At 72.4% G+C, this 17,370-nt stretch carries 38 protein-coding genes; 36 read left to right on the top strand and 2 right to left on the bottom strand.

Going from position 1 to position 17,370, the window contains the following annotated elements:
• Positions 1 to 59: 59 nt before the first annotated feature.
• The 27 genes from AC068A_RS17605 to AC068A_RS17475 all read left to right on the top strand — a co-directional run bounded on the left by AC068A_RS17605 (position 60) and on the right by AC068A_RS17475 (position 12,736).
• Entirely contained in the window at positions 60 to 368 is a 309-nt protein-coding gene (locus tag AC068A_RS17605; RefSeq protein ID WP_478585823.1) for a hypothetical protein, read from the top strand.
• Entirely contained in the window at positions 365 to 1,180 is an 816-nt protein-coding gene (locus AC068A_RS17600) for a hypothetical protein (protein WP_478585822.1), read from the top strand. Before AC068A_RS17605 ends, AC068A_RS17600 begins: the two co-directional genes overlap by 4 nt.
• Entirely contained in the window at positions 1,177 to 1,383 is a 207-nt protein-coding gene (locus AC068A_RS17595) for a hypothetical protein (RefSeq protein WP_478585820.1), read from the top strand. The genes AC068A_RS17600 and AC068A_RS17595 overlap by 4 nt, the downstream gene beginning before the upstream one ends.
• The gene (locus AC068A_RS17590; RefSeq protein ID WP_478585819.1) at positions 1,380 to 1,736 is read left to right on the top strand and encodes a hypothetical protein; all 357 of its coding nucleotides are present in this window, start codon (positions 1,380 to 1,382) and stop codon (positions 1,734 to 1,736) included. Before AC068A_RS17595 ends, AC068A_RS17590 begins: the two co-directional genes overlap by 4 nt.
• Complete coding sequence (locus tag AC068A_RS17585; protein ID WP_478585817.1) at positions 1,733 to 2,146, top strand: hypothetical protein; 414 nt, start codon at positions 1,733 to 1,735, stop codon at positions 2,144 to 2,146. Before AC068A_RS17590 ends, AC068A_RS17585 begins: the two co-directional genes overlap by 4 nt.
• Complete coding sequence (locus AC068A_RS17580) at positions 2,143 to 2,370, top strand: hypothetical protein (protein ID WP_478585816.1); 228 nt, start codon at positions 2,143 to 2,145, stop codon at positions 2,368 to 2,370. The genes AC068A_RS17585 and AC068A_RS17580 overlap by 4 nt, the downstream gene beginning before the upstream one ends.
• Positions 2,367 to 2,621, top strand: coding sequence for a hypothetical protein (locus AC068A_RS17575; RefSeq protein WP_478585815.1), 255 nt, complete (start codon positions 2,367 to 2,369; stop codon positions 2,619 to 2,621). The genes AC068A_RS17580 and AC068A_RS17575 overlap by 4 nt, the downstream gene beginning before the upstream one ends.
• Positions 2,621 to 3,502, top strand: a complete 882-nt coding sequence (locus AC068A_RS17570; RefSeq protein WP_478585813.1) for a hypothetical protein — start codon at positions 2,621 to 2,623, stop codon at positions 3,500 to 3,502. The genes AC068A_RS17575 and AC068A_RS17570 overlap by 1 nt, the downstream gene beginning before the upstream one ends.
• Complete coding sequence (locus tag AC068A_RS17565) at positions 3,502 to 4,617, top strand: recombination directionality factor (RefSeq protein ID WP_478585812.1); 1,116 nt, start codon at positions 3,502 to 3,504, stop codon at positions 4,615 to 4,617. The genes AC068A_RS17570 and AC068A_RS17565 overlap by 1 nt, the downstream gene beginning before the upstream one ends.
• The gene (locus AC068A_RS17560) at positions 4,614 to 5,318 is read left to right on the top strand and encodes an exonuclease domain-containing protein (RefSeq protein ID WP_478585810.1); all 705 of its coding nucleotides are present in this window, start codon (positions 4,614 to 4,616) and stop codon (positions 5,316 to 5,318) included. Before AC068A_RS17565 ends, AC068A_RS17560 begins: the two co-directional genes overlap by 4 nt.
• Entirely contained in the window at positions 5,318 to 5,638 is a 321-nt protein-coding gene (locus tag AC068A_RS17555; protein ID WP_478585808.1) for a hypothetical protein, read from the top strand. Before AC068A_RS17560 ends, AC068A_RS17555 begins: the two co-directional genes overlap by 1 nt.
• Entirely contained in the window at positions 5,635 to 5,850 is a 216-nt protein-coding gene (locus AC068A_RS17550) for a hypothetical protein (RefSeq protein ID WP_478585806.1), read from the top strand. The genes AC068A_RS17555 and AC068A_RS17550 overlap by 4 nt, the downstream gene beginning before the upstream one ends.
• The gene (locus AC068A_RS17545; protein WP_478585804.1) at positions 5,847 to 6,353 is read left to right on the top strand and encodes a RusA family crossover junction endodeoxyribonuclease; all 507 of its coding nucleotides are present in this window, start codon (positions 5,847 to 5,849) and stop codon (positions 6,351 to 6,353) included. Before AC068A_RS17550 ends, AC068A_RS17545 begins: the two co-directional genes overlap by 4 nt.
• The gene (locus AC068A_RS17540; protein WP_478585802.1) at positions 6,350 to 6,784 is read left to right on the top strand and encodes a hypothetical protein; all 435 of its coding nucleotides are present in this window, start codon (positions 6,350 to 6,352) and stop codon (positions 6,782 to 6,784) included. The genes AC068A_RS17545 and AC068A_RS17540 overlap by 4 nt, the downstream gene beginning before the upstream one ends.
• The gene (locus AC068A_RS17535) at positions 6,781 to 7,377 is read left to right on the top strand and encodes a WhiB family transcriptional regulator (protein WP_478585801.1); all 597 of its coding nucleotides are present in this window, start codon (positions 6,781 to 6,783) and stop codon (positions 7,375 to 7,377) included. Before AC068A_RS17540 ends, AC068A_RS17535 begins: the two co-directional genes overlap by 4 nt.
• 121 nt (positions 7,378 to 7,498) lie before the next feature.
• Positions 7,499 to 7,771 (top strand): hypothetical protein, encoded by a 273-nt coding sequence (locus AC068A_RS17530; RefSeq protein WP_478585799.1) that lies wholly within the window; start codon positions 7,499 to 7,501, stop codon positions 7,769 to 7,771.
• A gap of 96 nt (positions 7,772 to 7,867) precedes the next feature.
• Positions 7,868 to 8,848 carry a mucin-2 gene (locus AC068A_RS17525; protein ID WP_478585797.1) on the top strand — a complete coding sequence of 327 codons (981 nt, stop codon included), beginning with the start codon at positions 7,868 to 7,870 and terminating at the stop codon, positions 8,846 to 8,848.
• The gene (locus tag AC068A_RS17520) at positions 8,848 to 9,513 is read left to right on the top strand and encodes a zinc finger domain-containing protein (RefSeq protein WP_478585795.1); all 666 of its coding nucleotides are present in this window, start codon (positions 8,848 to 8,850) and stop codon (positions 9,511 to 9,513) included. The genes AC068A_RS17525 and AC068A_RS17520 overlap by 1 nt, the downstream gene beginning before the upstream one ends.
• 13 nt (positions 9,514 to 9,526) lie before the next feature.
• Positions 9,527 to 9,841 (top strand): hypothetical protein, encoded by a 315-nt coding sequence (locus AC068A_RS17515; RefSeq protein ID WP_478585794.1) that lies wholly within the window; start codon positions 9,527 to 9,529, stop codon positions 9,839 to 9,841.
• Between the two features lie 52 nt (positions 9,842 to 9,893).
• Positions 9,894 to 10,124 carry a response regulator transcription factor gene (locus tag AC068A_RS17510; RefSeq protein WP_478585792.1) on the top strand — a complete coding sequence of 77 codons (231 nt, stop codon included), beginning with the start codon at positions 9,894 to 9,896 and terminating at the stop codon, positions 10,122 to 10,124.
• A gap of 69 nt (positions 10,125 to 10,193) precedes the next feature.
• Positions 10,194 to 10,748 (top strand): hypothetical protein, encoded by a 555-nt coding sequence (locus tag AC068A_RS17505; RefSeq protein WP_478585790.1) that lies wholly within the window; start codon positions 10,194 to 10,196, stop codon positions 10,746 to 10,748.
• Positions 10,745 to 10,924, top strand: coding sequence for a hypothetical protein (locus AC068A_RS17500; protein ID WP_478585788.1), 180 nt, complete (start codon positions 10,745 to 10,747; stop codon positions 10,922 to 10,924). Before AC068A_RS17505 ends, AC068A_RS17500 begins: the two co-directional genes overlap by 4 nt.
• Positions 10,921 to 11,109, top strand: coding sequence for a hypothetical protein (locus tag AC068A_RS17495; RefSeq protein ID WP_478585786.1), 189 nt, complete (start codon positions 10,921 to 10,923; stop codon positions 11,107 to 11,109). The genes AC068A_RS17500 and AC068A_RS17495 overlap by 4 nt, the downstream gene beginning before the upstream one ends.
• 91 nt (positions 11,110 to 11,200) lie before the next feature.
• Entirely contained in the window at positions 11,201 to 11,476 is a 276-nt protein-coding gene (locus AC068A_RS17490) for a hypothetical protein (RefSeq protein ID WP_478585784.1), read from the top strand.
• Positions 11,473 to 11,688: a hypothetical protein gene (locus AC068A_RS17485; RefSeq protein WP_478585783.1), complete on the top strand. Its 216-nt coding sequence runs from the start codon at positions 11,473 to 11,475 to the stop codon at positions 11,686 to 11,688. Before AC068A_RS17490 ends, AC068A_RS17485 begins: the two co-directional genes overlap by 4 nt.
• A gap of 3 nt (positions 11,689 to 11,691) precedes the next feature.
• Positions 11,692 to 11,940, top strand: a complete 249-nt coding sequence (locus AC068A_RS17480; protein WP_478585781.1) for a hypothetical protein — start codon at positions 11,692 to 11,694, stop codon at positions 11,938 to 11,940.
• A gap of 91 nt (positions 11,941 to 12,031) precedes the next feature.
• Positions 12,032 to 12,736, top strand: a complete 705-nt coding sequence (locus tag AC068A_RS17475) for a hypothetical protein (protein ID WP_478585779.1) — start codon at positions 12,032 to 12,034, stop codon at positions 12,734 to 12,736.
• Between the two features lies 1 nt (position 12,737).
• Here the strand turns inward: AC068A_RS17475 and AC068A_RS17470 are convergent, their stop codons facing one another.
• Positions 12,738 to 12,983, bottom strand: coding sequence for a hypothetical protein (locus AC068A_RS17470; protein ID WP_478585777.1), 246 nt, complete (start codon positions 12,981 to 12,983; stop codon positions 12,738 to 12,740).
• 87 nt (positions 12,984 to 13,070) lie between these two features.
• Positions 13,071 to 13,433, bottom strand: a complete 363-nt coding sequence (locus AC068A_RS17465; protein ID WP_478585775.1) for a helix-turn-helix domain-containing protein — start codon at positions 13,431 to 13,433, stop codon at positions 13,071 to 13,073.
• A 107-nt stretch (positions 13,434 to 13,540) separates the two neighbouring features.
• Here AC068A_RS17465 and AC068A_RS17460 point away from each other — a divergent pair, with 107 nt between their 5' ends.
• The 9 genes from AC068A_RS17460 (at position 13,541) to AC068A_RS17420 (ending at position 17,347) form a co-directional block, all read left to right on the top strand.
• Positions 13,541 to 13,864: a hypothetical protein gene (locus AC068A_RS17460; RefSeq protein ID WP_478585774.1), complete on the top strand. Its 324-nt coding sequence runs from the start codon at positions 13,541 to 13,543 to the stop codon at positions 13,862 to 13,864.
• Entirely contained in the window at positions 13,864 to 14,235 is a 372-nt protein-coding gene (locus AC068A_RS17455; RefSeq protein WP_478585773.1) for a hypothetical protein, read from the top strand. The genes AC068A_RS17460 and AC068A_RS17455 overlap by 1 nt, the downstream gene beginning before the upstream one ends.
• Complete coding sequence (locus tag AC068A_RS17450) at positions 14,235 to 14,387, top strand: hypothetical protein (RefSeq protein WP_478585771.1); 153 nt, start codon at positions 14,235 to 14,237, stop codon at positions 14,385 to 14,387. Before AC068A_RS17455 ends, AC068A_RS17450 begins: the two co-directional genes overlap by 1 nt.
• A 9-nt stretch (positions 14,388 to 14,396) precedes the next feature.
• The gene (locus tag AC068A_RS17445) at positions 14,397 to 14,717 is read left to right on the top strand and encodes a hypothetical protein (RefSeq protein ID WP_478585769.1); all 321 of its coding nucleotides are present in this window, start codon (positions 14,397 to 14,399) and stop codon (positions 14,715 to 14,717) included.
• A complete protein-coding gene (locus tag AC068A_RS17440; RefSeq protein WP_478585767.1) occupies positions 14,714 to 15,499 on the top strand; it encodes a hypothetical protein in 786 nt (261 codons plus the stop codon). The genes AC068A_RS17445 and AC068A_RS17440 overlap by 4 nt, the downstream gene beginning before the upstream one ends.
• An 8-nt stretch (positions 15,500 to 15,507) precedes the next feature.
• Positions 15,508 to 15,711: a hypothetical protein gene (locus AC068A_RS17435; protein WP_478585765.1), complete on the top strand. Its 204-nt coding sequence runs from the start codon at positions 15,508 to 15,510 to the stop codon at positions 15,709 to 15,711.
• Between the two features lie 297 nt (positions 15,712 to 16,008).
• Positions 16,009 to 16,437, top strand: a complete 429-nt coding sequence (locus tag AC068A_RS17430) for a DUF732 domain-containing protein (RefSeq protein WP_478585763.1) — start codon at positions 16,009 to 16,011, stop codon at positions 16,435 to 16,437.
• A 102-nt stretch (positions 16,438 to 16,539) separates the two neighbouring features.
• On the top strand, positions 16,540 to 16,929 hold the full coding sequence (locus AC068A_RS17425) for a hypothetical protein (protein WP_478585761.1): 390 nt from the start codon (positions 16,540 to 16,542) through the stop codon (positions 16,927 to 16,929).
• A 25-nt stretch (positions 16,930 to 16,954) separates the two neighbouring features.
• Positions 16,955 to 17,347, top strand: a complete 393-nt coding sequence (locus tag AC068A_RS17420; RefSeq protein ID WP_478585759.1) for a DUF6221 family protein — start codon at positions 16,955 to 16,957, stop codon at positions 17,345 to 17,347.
• The last annotated feature ends 23 nt before the right edge of the window (positions 17,348 to 17,370 follow it).

Below are 17,370 nucleotides of genomic sequence, written 5' to 3'. Positions count from 1 at the left end.
CCCTGGCCGGTCCGCATGCGACCCCTCGGCACACCTCACCACAGACAGAGAGGTACACCGTGATCCACCAGACTACCCCCGCGCCGTTCGCCGGGGACCAGGCCGCCGCTGCGGCCGCTCTGCTCTCCCTCACCCAGATGTTCCCGGCACTTCCCGCCCCGTACTTCACGATCAGCGCGGTCGGCGCCCTGTCCGTGCAGCTGTCCCAGCCGGACGCCTTCGAGGCGTGGCGGTCGGCGCTGATGATCCCGGAGGAGTGCGTCGAGCTCGTCCGCGGCGCGTCGCTGTCGTGGCTGTCGGCGTCGACGGTGCACGCGGGTGTCGTGGTCGAGCTGTCGGGCCACGGCGTGATGGCGGTGGCGGCATGAACACCGTCCGCGTGAACGCCGCGGCGGGCGTGATCCACGCCGCGATGCAGCAGGGCAAGACCATCCCGGCGAGCCTCGCGTACGCCCTGGAGTGCGCGCAGCTGCTTCAGTCCCCCGAGACGGCCGCCGAGCTGGAACGGTTGCGGCTGCTGATGAACGCGCAGCCCGCTGATCTCTCCGAGGAGCAGATCGACGCGTTGGCCGACGCCGGCAACCGGGCCCTGAACGACCACTACCACGACGACCTGTGCCACTGCTCGGACTGGCCGGAGAGTTGCGTGAGCAGCGGCAACTACTTCGCTGGGAGCTGGGACACTGCCGCCTTCCACATCGGGACGCCCGCGGTGATCGGCCTGTGGGAGTCGATGCGGGCGCCGGCCGAGGCCGCCGAGCTGGCCCGGCTGCGGAAGCGGGTTGCCGAGCTGGAGGCCACGCGGCCCGCGCCGCTGCCTGACGCCGAGTGCCTCGTTTGTGGTGAGGGCCTGGACGACGAGAACATCACCGACTTCTGCTCGGACCGGTGCCAGGCCACCCACGCCCGCCGCGACGACCCGCACGAGGGCCCGGAGCCCCACACGTACCGGCTCGGCCGCGACCTCCCGAAGTACCGCGTGACTCCCAACTCCCCTGACCGCTACCTCCGCTCGTCAACCGGTGTCCTGCACTTGCGCGGGAGCAGCATCGGCGGTGGCCCGTCGGACTCCCGCGCCCGCTGCGGCGTCTACTTCCCGCTCGGCCGCGAGGCCATCCCCCTGAAGGTCGGCGAGGACGCCCGCGTCTGCAAGCGCTGCCACGAGAGCGAGGGCCAGTGAACGACCGCATCCGGGTGCTCTGCGCTCACGACTACGTGCTCATGCAGGACTCCTGCCCCGGCTGCGACGCCGAGCAGGAGACCCCTCACCACGCCGACCCCGTCCGCGTCGTCCCGTCCTGGACCAGCACGCCGCACACCCGGTGTCGGCGCTGCTCGCTCCGCCCGTCCGACCGCATCCACACGAAGGGGGCAACCCGATGACCGAGCAGCCGCCCGTTACCGGGCCCATCCCCGTCCGTGTCGAGCGGATCCCCGCCGGGGCCGTCCTCGACCTGTCCGCCCTGACAGCGCACGTCGTCTCGGACGTGATCGACGCCCTCCTCGACCCGGAGTCCACGAACCTGTGGGACCTGCTGCTCGAGGTCGCCAACCCGGTCGCCCGACCCGCGGGCAGCACCGAACCCCTCGACCGGGAGGAGTTGGAGCGGCAGCTCGCCGAGCGCGCGTCATCGCGGGTGCCGCTGTACGGGCAGGCCGCTTTCCGGCTCGCGAGCAAGTTGCTGCGGGCCATCGACCGGCACGTGCCGGGTCCGCGTGGGGAGCGTGCGGCATGAGCACCCTCGACGACGCCCGCGCCGCCGCCCGCGACCTGCTGAGGCGCTGGACTGGCTGCTCCGCGCCCGAGTGGCGCACCTGCTGGGCCGAGGACGGCACCAGGCTCGCGACGGTCGCGCCCGTCTGCCACGAGGACCGCCACGAACGGGCTCAGGTGCACGACTGCTGCCCGGACCCGGTCATCGACCTGGAGTCGGAGGCCCTGGCCGCCTACCTCGTCGCGCTGCTCAACGCCGACCGAGCCTCGGAGGAACAGCCGGTCACGCGTACGGCCCTCCGCGTCGAGTCCGACGGGCCGGCCTACAGGGTTCGGTGGCGGGAGGGTGGCCGCACGCGCCAGAAGTCGTTCGGCTCCCGCCGTCAGGCCTGGGAGTTCGCGGAGTACCTCAAGACGCGGGATGCCCAGTGACGCGCCGGGAGTGGCTGCTCGCGGCCATACAGCGCGAGCCGGGCTCGGTCACCACGCACGACGCGGAGCGGCTCCTCGCCGGGTCGCCGTGGCCGACGTCGGGCCGGAACACGGCCCGGAAGGACCTGCGGGGGATGTCCCGCCGCGGGGTCCTGGTGGCAGTCGACGCCGACGGACGCCGCGCTTACCTGCCCAACACCGACACCGAGAGGAGCGCGGCATGACCGGGCCCGAGCACTACCGCGAGGCCGAGAACCTGCTCGCCGTCGCCGACGAATACGAGCACGACGGTGCTCCGCAGACCGCGCGCGCCCGGTGGGACGCGGCGCAGGTGCACGCCACGCTCGCCCTGGCTGCCGCGACAGCCATGCAGGCCCCCGTGGACGGCTCCGAGCCCGGCATGACCGGTGCGGAGTGGCGCGCCTGGTACTCCGCCGCTGGCGTGAAGCCGAAGCGCACGGAGGACGACGACTGATGACCGAGACCGTGCTGGCCGGGGCTTCTGCCCCGGCCGCCGGCCCGGACCGCATCCCCAGGCCCTCCCAGGGCTGGTACCGCGACCCGGTCACCGGACAGAAGTACCGCCGCGTCACCACCATCCTCGAACAGGGCTGCGCCAAGGGTGACGCCCTGACCATCTGGGCCGGCAACATCACCGCCGAGACCGCCATGGCTCACCTCCCGCAGCTCGTCGCCGCTTCCCGGCTGCCGGAGCAGCGGGCCGAGATCACGAAATGGCTCAAGCGCGCTCACCTGCGGAAGAAGGACGAGCGTAAGGACGTCGGCTCGGCCGTCCACCGCGTCATCGAGTCGAAGATCCTCGGCCAGCCCATACCGGCTGAGGTGCTGGAAAACCCCGAGCTCGTCCCGTTCCTGGAGCACTTCGAGCGGTTCGTCGCCGAGTGGCGCGTCGAGTTCGAGGCCTCCGAGATGGTCGTCGGCTCGGCCGAGGCCGGCTACGCCGGAACCCTCGACTACCTCCTCCGCTCGCCGCTCCTGGCCCGCCACTTCGAGCTGCCCGCGTCGCAGCTGTTCATGGGCGACACCAAGACCGGCGGCGAGCTCGACGTGAAGGGCGTCTACCCCGAGGCCGCGCTCCAGATGGCCGCGTACCGCAACGCCCGGGTGGCGTGGCTGCGCGACGGCTCCCGGGTGCCGATGCCGCCGACGTACTCGACCGGCATGGTGCTGCACCTGCGGCCGGAGGGATACCGGCTGGTCCCGGTGTTCTGCGGCGACGACGTGTACCGGGCGTTCCTCACCATCCAACAGGCCGCCGAGTGGGCGACGGGCCTGTCGAAGAAGGTCATCCAGCCCGCCCTCACCCTTCCCACCGACGACGAGAGGGCTGCCTGATGCCCATCATCGATCTTCAGCGCCGGATGCGGCAGCTCGGCGAGATCCGGATCGGTCACGTGGTGCCGACTGGCCGCACCGACAAGAACGGCAAGCCGTCCGTCCGCCCGGCCAAGCTGAACCAGTTCCGGTTCACCTCCCCCTCGCGGGAGATCCTCGCCGAGGTCGCCAAGCTGTACGGCGGCGAGGTCAAGCCCTGGACACCGGCCAACGGCGGCCCGTCCGAGTTCGAGGTGTACTCGCAGGCCAGCCGACTCCCGGTCCTGATTCCGCCGAACAACGCGGTGTCCCAGTGGTACGAGTTGTACGCCGGGTCGAAGTGCCAGCGCCGCTGCGACGGGGTCACCGAGCACAAGCGGGACCGGCCGTGCATGTGCGACCCGGACGACCGGCAGTGCTCGATCACGACCCGCGTGAACGTGATGCTCCGCGACGTGCCCGCCCTGGGCCAGTGGCTGCTGATCTCGAAGGGGTTCTACGCGGCCGTCACCCTGCCCCCGGCCGCCGAGCTGCTGGCGCAGGCGGGCGGGTACGTGCCGGGCTGGCTCGGCATGGAGGAGAAGCTCGTCCAACGCGACGAGGGCCCGGCCCGGTTCATGGTGCCGACCCTGGACGTCGAGATCACCCCTGCCGCGCTGATGTCCGGGCAGATCCCGGCCGCGGGCGGCCAGGTGGCGGCGGGCCCGCAGCGGGCGGCGCTCACGGCACGGCCGGACTACGTGGCCGAGGGCCGGGCGTGCCGGACACCGGACGAGGTACTCGCCGTGTACACCCGGGCCAGGCAGGCGGGGCACGATTCCCCGGAGCTGAGCGCCACCCTGAAGGGGATCGCCGACGGCCTCGCCGCCGCGACGAAGCCGACCCCCACCCCCACCCCGGCCCCGGCTCCGCCGCCGGGCCCCGACAGCGAGGGCGCCTACGAGGCGGAGTTCGTCGAGGCCGACGACGTCGATGACCTCTGGTTCCAGATCATCGCGGCCGCCGGCACGCGCGGCCTGACGACCGAGCAGGTCGAGGCGCAGTTCGCCGAGCAGAACAGCGGTCTGCACCCCTCCACGGCGAACGCGGCCCGCCTGCGGGAGTTCCTCACCGCGGTGAAGGCGGTGCGCTCATGAGCTGGCACCTCGGCCGCCTGTGCGGCTTCGACCTGGAGACCACCGGCGTCGACGTCGAGACCGACCGCATCGTCACCGCCTGCGTCGTCCAGTGCGGCGGCAACCAGCCCACCGCCTCCGCGACGTGGCTCGCCGACCCCGGCATCGACATCCCCGAGCAGGCCAGCGAGGTTCACGGCATCACCACCGAGCGGGCCCGCACCGAGGGCAAGGCCGCCGCCGAGGTCGTCGCCGATGTCCTCGCCGCCCTCGGGCAGGTCATCGCCGCCGGGATCCCGGTCGTCGCGATGAACGCGCGGTTCGACCTGACGATGCTCGACCGCGAGGCCCGCCGGCACGGCCTCTCGCCACTCCCGAGCGGCTTCCCGGTCATCGACCCCTACGTCCTCGACAAGGCCGTCGACCGGTACCGACGGGGCTCCCGCAAGCTCGTCGACCTGTGCGCCCACTACGAGGTGCCGATCGGCGACGCCCACTCGGCGGACGCCGATGCGATCGCCGCATGCCGGGTCGCGTGGCGGCTCGGCACCCGCTTCCCGAAGCTCGCCGCGCACTCGCTGCCCGAGCTGCACGCCGTGCAGGCCGGTTGGGCCGCGGAGCAGGCCGCCAGCCTCCAGGACTACCTGCGCCGCAAGGACCCGACCGCGGTCGTTCCCGGCGCTTGGCCCCTCATTCCCCACCAGCAGGACGGAGACCAGTGATGCCCGTATCCGGACGCCGCTACCGCGCCCTTCAGCAACAGACCGCCGACCAGCGCACCGACATCCTCCGCCTGGAGCGGGAGCTCACCGACACAGCCGCCGAGCGGGACGCCGCAGTCGCCGCCCTCGCCGGGCTCCGGACCCGCCACACGGAGCTCGCCGGCCGAGACCTGACCGCCGGGGAGGCCGTCCTCGCCCGGATGCTCCGCGCCTCCGAGGACGCCCGCGCGCAGCAGGAGGAGCGGCTCGTCGCCCTTCAGACCGCGAACGTCTCCCTCACCAACGAGCTGTACGACGCCCGCCAGGGGGTGACCGCATGAGCCTCACCGACACCGAGCTGGACGACCTCATCAAGGCCATCGGCCTGAAGCGGCCGCGCGGCGGCAGCCAGCGCAAGCCCATCGCCCACGGCACCCTTCGGGGTGCCAAGCAGCACCGGTACCGCAAGGAGACGCTGTGCCACCCGTGCCGCGAGGCCGAGGCCGCATACCAGCGCGCCCGGGTGGCAGCCCGCAAGGAGGCTGGCCGGTGACCATCACGCAGACCCCCGCGGCCGGGCTGACCACCCGCCCGGCCGCGGGCACCACCCCGCCCGACCTGACCGTCACCGTCCGCGGCATCCGCCCCGCCCCCCAGGGCAGTAAGCGGCACGTCGGCCATGGCCGCATGGTCGAGCAGTCGAAGCGGGTCAAGCCGTGGCGTGCCGCCGTCGCCGAGGCGGCGGCCGGGTTCGCCCTCGGCGGGCGGGCACCCCTGGACGGACCGCTCTCGGTCGAGGTCGTGTTCACCGTCCGCAAGCCGGCCAGCGCCCCCAGGACCCGGCGCACGTGGCCGACGACCCGGGACTCCGGCGACATCGACAAGCTGTTGCGGTCCACGCTCGACGCGCTCACCACCGCGGGGGCCATCGCCGACGATTCCCGGATCGTCGAGGTCGTGGCTCGCAAGGTCCACCCTGCCGAGGGCCTCTACGCCCTCGACGAGCCTGGCGCCGTCATCCGCGTCTGGTGCCTGGCCGAGGGGGTGGCCCGATGAAGGTTCGCGCCGACGTCGCCGAGTTGCTCCGCGCCGGGCTGTCGGACCGGGCGATCGGCCGCCAGCTCCACACCAGTCCCATGCGCGTAGCGGCCGCCCGAGCCGCCCTGGCCCTGCCGACCTGCCTGTCCGGCAAGGCGGCCCCCAGCGTCGAGGCCGCGTTCCACTCACGCACCGAGCCGCTGGAGGGCGGGCACCTGCGCTGGACCGGAACCATCGATCAGCACGGGACGCCGGTCGTCCGCCATCTCCAGCGCCAGCATTCGGCCTACCGCGTCGCGTTCACGATCCGGACCGGTCGTGAGGCAGTAGGCAACGCGCTGCCGGACTGTGGCCTGTCGCGGTGCGTGGCGCCCGCCCACATCGACGACCGCCCCGGCCGCGCCCGCACCGCCGCCACCTTCCGCGTTCTGTTCGGCGGTGCCCGGTGACCGCCGTCTACACCCGGCGTGCACCCGCCACGTCCGGGCGGCCGGCGCACTGGTCAGACCGTGCACTGTGTAGGGGAGTCGACCCGGAGGCGTTCTTCCCGGTCGGGAGCGGCGGTGCCAAGGCGACGCAGCAGATCGAGGACGCCAAGGAGTTCTGCTCCGGCTGTCCTGTCCGTATGGCCTGTGCGCTCGCAGCGCTCACCCAACCGTGTGACTGGGGCGTGTGGGGTGGCCTCGACGAGACGCAGCGGCGGCGCATCATCCGGCGCGAGCCCACCGACTTGGAGAAGGCCGTCCGGGCGGAGTGGTCGGCCTGGATGTCCCGTCGCATCGATCCGTACTTTGACGCCTACGCCAGGCGCACCGAGCAGGAGGCCGACGGCCACGTCCGGTGGACGATCAAGTCGACGTCGATCACCGTACGGGGCCGCGTCTTCACCGCGGCGCAGCTCGCGTACGAGATCGGGTACCGACGCCGGCCCGAGGGGTCCGTGCGGGCCACGTGCGGCCGCGGGCACTGCGTGGCCCCGGAGCACCTCGCCGACAACCTCATCCGCTGGCAGCGCGACCACGGCACCCGGGCTGCGGCATGACCAGCCGCCCGTGCGACGTCCCCACCGGCGAGCACGACGGACCGGCCCGCCTCTACCCGTGCGGCTGGCGCTGCACCACCCACGCACCCCGCCCCCGACCCATCCAGATCGGAGCTCGGCCATGACCGCCCCGAAGCCGAGGGAAGGCCGCTGCGGCCGCTGCAAGCAGCCCCGGCCCGTCTTCGTCTACAAGCCGATCCACGACTGCATCAACGACATCGGCCGCGTCGACCTCGTCGAAGCCGCCACGCACCTCGCGTGGTTCGAGGAGAACGGCGACCTCTGGTGCCAGGCCCGAATCGACCACATGCCCCGCCGCCTCTGCGTGCCCTGCCACGACAAGGAGGCCACCGAGGAGCAGGAATTCATCGACGAGTACCTCGACGAAACCTGACCGGCAGCCCGCCCGGATCCCGGCCGGCGCCCGCGGTTCGACGCCGCGGGCGGGCACCAACCACCGCCCCAGCTCCACCGAACGGAGACCACCCCGATGCCCTGGTTCAAGATCGATGACGCGTCCCACAGCCACCCCAAGTTCATGGCCGCCGGGAACGCCGCACTCGGTCTCTGGCTGCGTTGCGGGGCCTACTCCGCCCAACACCTCACCGAAGGCCACGTGCCCGGCGCCATCGCCAAGGCGTACGGCACCGCCCCGCAGGCCCGCAAGCTCGTCGCGGCGGGCCTCTGGCACGAGGCCGGGCACACCTGCTCCCGCTGCCCGCAGCCCGGCCCCGGCGACTACCTCGTCCACGACTTCTTCGAGGGCGGCCGGAACAGCACCCGCGCGCAGGTCGAGGCGGCCCGGAAGAACGCCGCCGAGCGCACCGCGAAGCACCGGGAGAAGGAAAAGCGAACTCGGAACGACGACGAATCGAGTGCGAATCACGCGCGAATCGAAGACGAAACGGCGAGGAATCGCGGCGGAAACGAACCCCAATTTTCTGGCTCCGCCGCAGGTCAGGACCCCCTGTCACACCGTACGGGTCTCGACGGTGTAACACCCCTCCTAGCCACAGCCATGCCTAGCCAGGTTCCTCCTACGGAGGAACCACCCCCCTACCCCCCGCACGCCAGCGGCCGCCTGCCCGCCGTCCTCGGCACAGGCCAGGCAGCAGCAGCGGGAGCACCCCCCTGGCTCCAGCCCCTCATGGCAGCCATCGGCCAGGCCGGCATGCACGTCCCCTGGAAGTTCAAGGGTGACGACCTGCTCCGCGTCCACAACGACATCAAGCGGCTTGGCATCCCGCTCATGGTCGAGCTCGCACGCAGCGGCTGGCAGTCCGCCCGGACCCCCGTCATCTCGTCGCGGTTCTTCTACGACAGCTGGCACTCCACCCCCACCCCCGAACCTGCCCCCGACGGCCGGCCCCCCCTTCGTGCCGTCGGCGGACCGAGCAAGACGTCCGAGTACCTCGACGACATGGCGGCCATCGCCGAAGAGCTCCGCCAGAAGAAGACCGGAGGCGCCTGATGGAACCCGAGCAGATCCCCGAGCTGATCGCCCAGATCGCCCTCGCCGACCCCCGCGTTCGCCGCGAAGACCCCATCGAGCGCCGCGCCCAGATCCTGATGTGGGCCGGCATCCTCGCCGACGTTCCCTACGACTACGCCGTTGCCGCCGCACAGCGGCACTACGCCGAGTCGAAGTGGCCGATCCTCCCGGCCGACATCGCGACCCGCTGGCAGGCGCTCGTCCGCGATCGCATGCAGCGCGACGCCGACCCCGAACCCCCGAACGTCGACCCCGACGACGAGGAGGCCTACCGCACCCAGCTCGCCGCCCGCCGCCAGGCCGTCGCCCACGGGCACACCCCGCCGGTCGGCCTCCGTGAACTCGCCGCCGTCCCCGACGAGGTGCAGGCCCGCCTCAAGGCGGTGGGCCGGTACATCCCCGAGCACGCCCGGCAGGCGCTCGCCGCGTACCGGCCCGTCGCCGCCGAGCGTGAGCGCCTCGTCCGCGAAGGCCGCCCCGACCCCCTCACCGTCCCCTGCCCCTGGTGCAACGCCCCCACCGGCCAGCACTGCCGCACCCGCACCCACACCCCCGGCCACGACCCCGAAGTCGGCCACCGCGGACACCGCACCCCACACCCCAGCCGCATCGACGCCGCCCACGCCCACACCAACGCCGCCTGAAGGAGCCCGCCCCATGGCCATCTGGACCACCGCCTACCTCGCCTACGGCCTCGAAATTCCCGCCCAAGACACCGACACCCTCGACCGCGCCCTCGGCGCACTCGGCAGCGACGTCGGCCACTTCACCGCCGGACCCTACGACCGCGGCCGCCACTACCTCGCCACCGGCTTCTACGACGCCGAACTCGGCGACCCCAAGACCGTCGACATCCCGCGCGACGAGAAGCAGTACCGCCTCTGGGGCGAGCAGCTGCGCACCGCGCTCGCCGCCCTCCACCTCCCCACCGACCAGGCGTTCGCCTGGCACCTCATCGCCAACCAGAACTGACCGGCGGCTGGCACTCGGTTCCCCGTCCCTCACGCGCACAGAGAGCAGCCCCATGACCACCACCACGATCAGCCCCCGCGAGGCCGAGATCCTCCGCCTCGTCGCCGCTGGCCGCACCAACGGCGAGATCGCCACCGCGCTCTACCTCGCCACCGACACCGTGCGCACGCACCTGCGCCGAATCCTGAAGCGGCTCGGCGCACGCAGCCGCACTCACGCCGTCGTGATCTGCCTGCACCGCGGCTACCTCACCGCCGCCGACCTCGCCACGGCCGCCGCCTGATCCCCGCCTGCCTGGTCGTCCCGCGCGCTGCGGGACGGCCGGCCCAGCCCTCACCCCCGGGAGAACCCCATGCACCACGCCCACCCGCCCCGCACCCGCTGGCACGTCGAGATGTACGAACCGCTCGCCGACGATTGGTCGTCCGGCCTGCCGTTCACGGACTGGCGGGACGCTGTCGATGCGCGAGCCTACCGCGACGAGCACCACCCCACGTGGCCGGACGGATCCCCCGTCCGGCGGCGCCTCGTCCTGGAGACGACCACGTACGAGGACTTTGACGCCGACGTCAGCCACCTCGTCCTGTTCCCGAAGTCCGGCTTCGTCATCACCGGCGTCGCCAACCAGGACTACGCCGCCCTGCCCGACACCACGCCCGACGGCCGGCCCGCGATCCGCTTCGTCGTCGGCGGCAGCGAGACCGGCCACGCCGACGTCGTCCTGCCGCTCGACCAGCTGGAGGAGGTCATCGCCGGGCTCCGCGAGATCGCCCGACAGCAGGGCGGACAGACCCGGACTTCTCCGTGCAGCTGCGGCTACCCGGCCGACGAGGACGCGGTCCACCTCACCGACGGGGCCCCTTGCTACAACCGCGACTCCGTTGCGGCCGTGGAGGCCGGAGCATGAGCCAGCAGCCCGCCGCCGAACTCACCACCGCCGAACGCCAGCTCCTCGCCTTCGCACTCGACCTGGCCTTCGACCGCATGGTCTCCGAGGACGGGTTCACCGACGAGGACTGGGCCGCCCACACCCGGCTCAAGCAGCTCGCCGACGACGAGGCCGCCTCGTTGGACGAGCCGTGACCTACGTGCTCATCGCGGCCAGCGTCCTCGCCACGTCGGCCGCCCTCGCCCTCCTCCTCGCCGCCTGCATCCGCCACGGCGAACGGCAGACCCGCCACGGCCGGCGGGCCCGGAAAGCCCGCCACGCGGCCGCACAGCGCCCGCGCCGGGTCCGCACAGATCGCACTGACAGGCGCAACACGTGACCACCGCCCTCACCGTCCTCGCCGCTATCTGGCTCGCCCTCGGCATCCTCGGCAGCGCCGTCGCGCTCTACCGCATCTGGAAGGACCAGCGATGACCAAGACCCTCGCCGCCGCCACCATCGCCCGACACCTCACAACACGCCGACACAACAACGCCACCACCGGCCCCCTCTGGGCCCCCGGCTTCCGCTGCCAGCAAGCCAGCCCCCGCACCATCCGCATCTGGCACGACGGCCCCGACGAGCAGACCCACCTCGACCAGTACACCGACCTTCTCCGCGCCTGCGGCTACACCGTCACCCCCGAGCGCAAGGCCGGCACCCGCCCCCGAATTCGCGTCACCCAGCCCGCCGGGAGCAGCCAGTGACCGAGCAGCCCGTTCGGCACACCGTCGACACGATCACCGACGACGCCCTCGACCAGCTGTACGCCGAGCTCGACGCACTCCGCAGCCGAGCAAGTGTCCTCGCGACCAACTGGGGATACGCCTTCGGTCTCCTCGCACAGGCCGTGGAGCAGCTCCCCGAGGGCGACCTCCGAGCCTGGATCCGCGCCGCCCTCGAACCCCAGGAGTCCTGACCCATGGCCCGCTCGATCGGCATGGCCGCCGACGCCACCGTGTTCCGCGCCGTCATCACCATCACCAACCGCGACGGCACCGAGAACACCAAACACGAGGGCCCCTACGGCTCCATCGGAGCCGCCCGCGCCCGAGTGACCTTCTGGACCAACTACCTCGCCGACTACGACGACGAGACGTGCCAGCCGACTGGCACGAGCCGGGCCCGCGGCTACGTCGAAGAGGGCACCGTCACCTGGCAGCCCGCCTGAACACGCGCAAGGGGCGCGCCCTACCGTCCGCCAAGACCGGGCGCGCCCCACTGGTGCGATCACCGTACCGCCCACGCCCCAGGAGCAGCACGTGACCACCACCGCCGCATACCACCTCATCCGCATCGGCGCACTCTGGCCCCACCTCGATGACGCCCTCGACCTCCCCCGCGCCGCCTGGTACGGCGTCGGCATCACCGAACACCTCCGCCGCCTGGAGGACGCCGACCGCGTCGAGGTCCCCGGCCTCCGCCACCTCGAGCGGTCCCCCGACCAGATCGGCGCCTCCGCGGCCCCGCTCAGCATCCGCGCCCTCGACGCCGCCCGCCTCGTCGAGACCACCCTCATCCACCTCGCCGACACCCTCGCACCCGTCATCACCCGACCCGCCCTGTCGCACGCGCCCGCCAACTGGGCCGCACGCGGCTGGACACCGGCCGACCGCGCCCGCCGGGACGCGGCCGCCGACGAGGACCAGGGCGACCCCCGCCGGTGGCGGTACACCGGGCTGCGCACAGCCGAGTACGCGGCCGGCTGGCTCCACGCCCGAGTCACCGGCCAGAGCGGGCCCTTCCGGCCGCTCACCGCCGCGCAGCTGTACCGAGTCGAGCAAGTCGCCGCCGGCTGCGCCGACCGCATCGCCAGCGCCCTCGACCTCCTCGCCCGGCAGTACGCCGTCGACCGGCCGTGCCCGACCTGCCGGGGCCGGATCGTCGTCACCGCGGGCGCCGGGCAGGACCCGACCGCGCGGTGCGAGACCTGCGAGCGGGCATGGGCGCTGCCCGCGGCGGCATAGGTCAGCCGCCGGTTGGCGGCTCCGGGGCCCACACTTCGGGGCCGCCACCCCGCCACTCGACCAGCGGATCCCCCGCGGCGACCATGTCCTCTGGGTCCGCCACACCCACCCGGCGCAGGAACTCCACGACGTCCGCCCGTCGATACGCGGTGCCGAGGATCGAGTCCTCCCCGTGGACGTGCGCGACAACCCGGCGGCCGCCCGTCGGGGCGACCGGGTGGACGACGATCCGCGCACGATCCGGCACCCCACCAGCCTGGCCCGGACCGCGTCCCGGCGCATCCGGGCAGCACTGAGCCCCCGCCCTTCCGGGTGGGGGCTCCGGCGCGCGCGGCTACTCGGCGGCCGGCGGTGCGCCCTTCTTCGTCCGGGAAGCCCACCGGCCGGACCCGCGTTCGATGTCCTGCACTGTGCCAAGCGACACCCCAAGCTCGGCAGCGATCTTCCGGTAGGACACCCCCTCGGCGCGCAGGTCGAGCACCACCTGGCGGCGCAGTTCATAGAACCGCTTGCTCCTCTCCGCCTGGTCCTTCAGCACGGCGCTGATCGCGCGCGCTCTGGCAATGGGGTCGCCCATCTCCGCAACGCCGTCCAGGGCTGCGAACACTCGCTGCACCTCCTCGGGGATCGAGTCCTCGGCCATCCCGTCCTCAGTCTCTTCGGGCATGCCGCTTGCCTTCAGCGTATGGGCGCCCATACAGTCGAAGCAAGCACCACGCAGCACCATGCAGAACGGCCCCGGTCGGCGCTCGCAACGCCACATGACCGGGGCCAGCCCACCCCTGACATCACCAGGAGCAAGCCATGGCCGAGCGTACCCACACCACCCAGCAGGACGCAGCCCTCCACCAGGCCGACGCCGACCCGGCCACCCTCAACACCCTCATGCAGCGCATTGCACAGTGGATCAGCCACGAAAACCCCCACGCCGTCTTCACCGCCTACGACCGCGACTACGTCGCCAACGCGCAGGCCTGGACGCACCTCAAGCGCACCAGCCGCTTCGGCCGCGTCGACGGCGACCGCCGCGAGGCCCTGCACGCGGCCCTCCTCGCCGCCATGCCCGAGACCCGCGACGGCGAGACCTGCGCCGAGTACGCCGTCCGGCTCCGCCTGGAGATCCGCTGATGGCCACCCCCGCCGAGGTCGACGAGCGGCGCGCCATGGTGCGCCGCCTGTCGCTGGGTGGCGCATCCTCCCGCCAGATCGCGGAGCAGCTCGGCGTCGGCAAGGACACCGTGCTCCGCGACCTGCGCCGCTTGAAAGCACAGCCGGACACCGCGGCGCAGCGCCGCGCGCGCCGCGTGGCGCAGGCCGACGACGCCGTGCGCCAGGCAAGCGCCGCAGTTCAGGCCGTCGCCGCCGCCCGCCCGGCGTACACCCTCGTCGACGACGAGACGGCCCGGCGCTGGTGGGCCGAGCTGCGCGCCGCCGCCGACGAGCTGGCGGCGCAGGCTGGCGCATTCGCCGACTACTACCCCGGCGCCACCAGCGGCTGATGGACCTCGCCTACTGCGCCGGCTGGGGCCTGCTCACGTACCTCGTGCTCCGCTCCATCGGCGCCACCCTCGCCCCGCACCTCCGCGAGCGGCTCGCCGTCTGGGCGATCTACGCCGCGTCCCTCACCACCATCGCAAAGATCCTCACCTGAGAGGCCCTCATGCCCAGCCACGTGCACGCCGCCATCGACACCGCGGCCCGCCACGCCATCGCCGCCCCACAGGTCACGCCCGCCATGGACGTCCCCAGCGGCGCCCTCGGCGCGCTCATCGTCGGCATCATCCTGTCCACGATGATCGTCGTCCGGTGGAAGAGCGACATCTACAAGGACGCCGAGAAGCGCGCGATCATCCACACCGCGCTCGCCGTCACGCTCCTCGCCGGCGCCGGAGGGGGCATCGTCGCCAGCGTCATGACCAGCGTCCAGCAGGCCGGCAACGGCATCGGGAACAGCATCACGCAGACCGGGTTCGGCCGGTGAGGCTTCGCGCCGTCCAGGGGATCGGCGGGCCCCTCTACGACGGGTCCGCCATCCTCTACCAGCGGATCACGGCCTGGGTCACCCGGCCCAGGTACAAGGCCGTGCAGGCCGAGGGCACCGAGGATGCCCCGGCCGGGGAGCAGGGCGAGGAACCGGGGGAGACCTGCGTCCTCGACAAGCGGGCCCCCCTTAAGCGGGTGCTTGGGTGCGGCGCGGTCGGCTACGTCGTCGCCCAGTCCCCCTACACCACCTACGCCATTGCGGCTGGTACCGGTACGTGGATCGTGGCCGCGCTGATGCTGGCTGGGGAGAAGAAGCGCCCGGCCGAGGAGCCAGCCGTCAAGGACGCTTCGGAGCGCCCCGAACCGGTCCCCGACGGTGCCGACGGCAGCCCGATCCCCGACGCGGTCCGGCACCTGGCCGCTGGCGGACACGGCGCCCACCTCGCCGCCCTCGCCGCCCACCTCGGCGAGGGCTGGGACACCGCCCGCGTCCGGGCCGCCTGCGCGGCCGCCGGGATCCCGGTGACTGGGAGCGTCCGCCAGCCCAGCCGTGGGGTGTCCACCGGGGTCCGCGTCGAGGACCTCCCCGACCATTCCCCGCCCCCCTCCCCCGCCCCGGCCATAGCTGTAGTCGTCGCAGGTCAAGAGCCACCTACGGAGACAACTACAGCTACAGCTACAGGCCCGGAGCTACGCATCGAGCGAGATGCGGGAGGGGCCCTCACGGTCATCCACGACCCGGCCCAGACCCGGCACCACGCCGTCACCAAGACCCCTTAAGGAGCACCATGCGACTCCACTGGATCATCACCCTTCAGCACCAGGCCCCCACCGGCGTCCGCGTCATGACGATGGAGGGCACCGTCGACCCCCGGCCGGGCGCCACCCGCCAGAGCATCTACCGCGAGGCGTACACGTACGCCGCCAAGTACCTGCAAGCAGGCCCCAACCCCTCGGTCCTGATGTTCGAGATGCACCCTGACGAGCTCTGAATCAGGCCACGCCAGGGGGTGTTGTTCCGGCCACTACGGGCGTACGGTGACACCACCTGGAGGGGTACCGGCGCCTCCTGTCACCAGCGCCGGTCCGTCCGGAGCCCCGCCGTACGTCCCCCCGCACGGCAGGGCTCCCCTTTTGCACCTGGTTGTAAAACCCGCGCGCGTGCCCCATCATGGGCGGCAGATCCGGCATGCCCGGAACCCGAAGCCCCGCCGTCATGCGGGGCTTTCGCGCGTCACAGGTCAGTCACAGAGCGCCCCCAGCCGCCCGACCGCCGCGAGCATGGCCCGATGCGCACACACATGATCACCCTGCTTGCAGCGGCCAGCCTCCTCACCCTCACCGCATGCAGCAGCGACCCCGCGCCCGCCGACAAGCCATCGGCCGCCGCCCCGGCGCCTGCCACATCGCAGAGCGCAGCCCCCGAAGCCGCAAGCTCGGCCGCAGGCATCCCGCCCAGCCCGGGCCCTGCCCAGCGCGCCGCATACCTTGCCGCGCTCAACGCCATCGACCCTGAGATCGTCAACGGTAAGGACGACAAGGCCGTGTCCCGCGGCCGCGACCAGTGCGCCGCCCTGAAGAACGAAAAGGACGTCACCAAGCGCGTCGCCCAAGTCGAGCAGAGGTTCATCGGGCCCAACCACCCCAACGGGTTCGGCACTACCAAGAGCGCGGGCATCCTCGCCGCGGTGCAGGCCAACCTCTGCCCCACCTACTGATCAACCCACAGACCACCCACGGCGGGTGGGCGCGGGAGCAGCCGCCCGGGACGAGGGCCCCGGGCGGCCACCGCCGCCACCGCCACGACAAGGAGGCCGCTCGTGGCCAGCGCGCTCTACCCCAGCTTCAAGCAGCTCCTCCTCGGCGGTGGGATCAACCTCAGCAGCGCCGACATCCGCGCCGTCCTCGTCGACACCGCCGACTACACCTACAGCGCGGCGCACGACTTCCTCGACGACGTCGCCGCAGGCGCCCGCGTGGCCGTGTCCCCGGCCCTCGCATCCAAGACCATCACGGGCGGCGTGTTCGACGCCGCGGACGCCACGTTCACCGTGGCCACCAGCGACAGCGTCGAGGCCGTCATCCTCTACAAGCACACCGGCTCCGACGCGACAGCCTCGCTGATCGCGTACATCGACGGTGTCAGCGTCACCCCCAACGGCGGGAACATCGTCGCCCAGTGGAACGCCAGCGGCATCTTCGCCCTGTGACGCCGAGGCAGAGAGGATGAACGGCATGGACGACCTCGTGCAGTTCCTCCGCGCGCGCCTCGACGAGGACGAGCAGACCGCTCTCGTGGCCAGCCCTGGGCCCTGGCGGGTGGACCCGGAGTGTGACGAGGTTCTGGCCGTGGACGACATCACGGTTGCCGACGTCTTCGCCCTCAGCAACCGCCAGCTGCGAGCCACGGCCGAACACATTGCCGCCCATGACCCTGCCCGCGTCATTACCGAGGTCGGCGCCAAGCGGCAGGTCGTGTGCCAGTACGAGAATCAAGCCGCCCTGCTCGCCAACCACATGGGCGGGGTCCTCACCAAGTACCTCGTACGCGAGCTCGCGATTGTTGTGCGGTGTCTCGCCCTGCCCTATGCCAGCCACTCGGACTACCGCGACGAGTGGCGCCCTTGAGCGGCGGTTCGCCCCCAGGAGGT

Source organism: Streptomyces sp. NPDC043854 (assembly GCF_056436005.1).
Note: the sequence above shows the minus strand (reverse complement) of the source record. Positions and strands in the feature narration are given on the sequence as shown.